Below are 1,661 nucleotides of genomic sequence, written 5' to 3' on the forward strand. Positions count from 1 at the left end.
AGCCCGGATCCACCGACGTGGTTTGTGGGTGGTCCGTGCGCCTGCGGCGCGCGGACAACCAGGTTATGGGTAGCCGGCAGCCGCTGGTCTGCCCAGCCTTTCCACTGTCGTTCCTGGTAGAGCCCCGGTTCTGCGGGGAGGGTGAATACGTCAGGCCGCGATCGGTGGCGCGTGGACGGCGGCGAACAGTTCGTGCCAGTCGTGTTCGGTGTGCCAATGTTCGGGGAGGTGCCAAATCTGTTGCCGCCCAGAGAATGCCAGTCGCGCTGGCACTTCGATGAGGTCGGCGCGGATCGTGGCTGTGGTGGCCTTGGCGTGGAACATCGAGGCCAGCGACCCGGCGGCGCGGGTGAGATTGTAGGCCAGGCATGCCAGCAGCAGCCAGGCGGCGTTGGCGTTGAAATGCCCTGATGGCGCATGCGCGAGTGCGGAGCCCTTCAGATCCGCGATGACCTGCTCCACTACCGCATGCTGACGATGCGCCTTCTCGGCATCGACCAGTGGCAGCGGCGAATCGGTGAACACGGCGTGGAACCGGTAGGTGGTGAACAACTCGCCTTGACCCTGCGGCGTTCCGGCACCCAGGCGCTTGACCCGCCGCACGATCAACGTCGCGGTGACCCGACGGCAGGTGGGTTTGCTGACGAACGCCGTGTAGGGAACCCGCGTGATTTCTGCGTCGGAGATCCAGCACTGACCCTCCTGGTCCCACACTGCGTGCGGGTATTTGATTGCTACCCAACCTTTTTCATCGATGCTGCTGATCGCGGCCCGGATCGAGGGATTCATGCGGACGGTCACCGAGAAATGCACCCCCAGCTTGCGGGCGGCGGCCACGACTTCCTCGGCGTAGAACGCCGAATCCGCCCGCACCACCAGCAACCCGGACGCACCGGCGGCACGCGCGGTCTTGATCGCCTCGGTGATGAAACTCGCCGCACCACGCGCGGAGTTGACCGCGCCCTTGCGAAGTCGCGCGGCCACGATGACCGGACGCGCCAATGGTGTACTGACACAGCCGATCAACGCGTTCACGCCCTTCACCTTCGAATACCCGATCCCGGCACCCTGTTTCGCATACCCGTAGGTGCGGCGGATCGTGTCATCGATATCGACATACGCGGCAGCATCGGCACCGGGCAGCAGCGGCGCATGAGAAGCCAACGCGGGCACCATGTTCCGGCACACCGCCGCCAGCTGCTGGACATGGCCGTGGGTGAACGCCCGCAGGAACGAACCCAGCGTCGAGGGTGCCCGGACCCCGGCGAACGCCCTACCCATCGCACCGTGCCGCAACCGATCCATATCCACGATCGAGTCCGCGCCGGCGACCATCCCGAACACCAGCGTCAACATCTTCACCACCGGATACGCACCCGCCGAATTCACCGACGAACGCCATCGCAGCAGCTCAGAACCCAACTCCGGCAGCCCGCACCGCTCAGCCAACCGCACCACCGACACCAAACCGCCGTACTTCACCAGATTCCGATCATCGAACCGGGCAGACACCGCCCCCGCCGACATGACAGACTTCACTTCGGAGATGCTCCTTCGAACTCGCTGATAATGACCGTCGCAAGTCACATCATCGCAGCTCGCAGGGCATCTCCATTCACACTCTCACCGACCACTCAGAATCGGGTCGGTGGATCCGGGCT

At 64.7% G+C, this 1,661-nt stretch carries 1 protein-coding gene; it reads right to left on the reverse strand.

The annotated features are described in order from the left end of the window. Positions 1-150: 150 nt before the first annotated feature. Positions 151-1,527 carry an IS1380 family transposase gene (locus NRB20_RS37355; RefSeq protein ID WP_153416156.1) on the reverse strand — a complete coding sequence of 459 codons (1,377 nt, stop codon included), beginning with the start codon at positions 1,525-1,527 and terminating at the stop codon, positions 151-153. Between the last annotated feature and the right edge of the window lie 134 nt (positions 1,528-1,661).

The sequence above is a fragment of the Nocardia macrotermitis genome (assembly GCF_009604405.1).
Classification (GTDB): domain Bacteria; phylum Actinomycetota; class Actinomycetes; order Mycobacteriales; family Mycobacteriaceae; genus Nocardia; species Nocardia macrotermitis.

Excerpts from the sequence above, each read along its gene's own strand:
- NRB20_RS37355 (WP_153416156.1), bottom strand. The coding sequence starts at position 1,527 with ATGTCGGCGGGGGCGGTGTCTGCCCGGTTCGATGATCGGAATCTGGTG.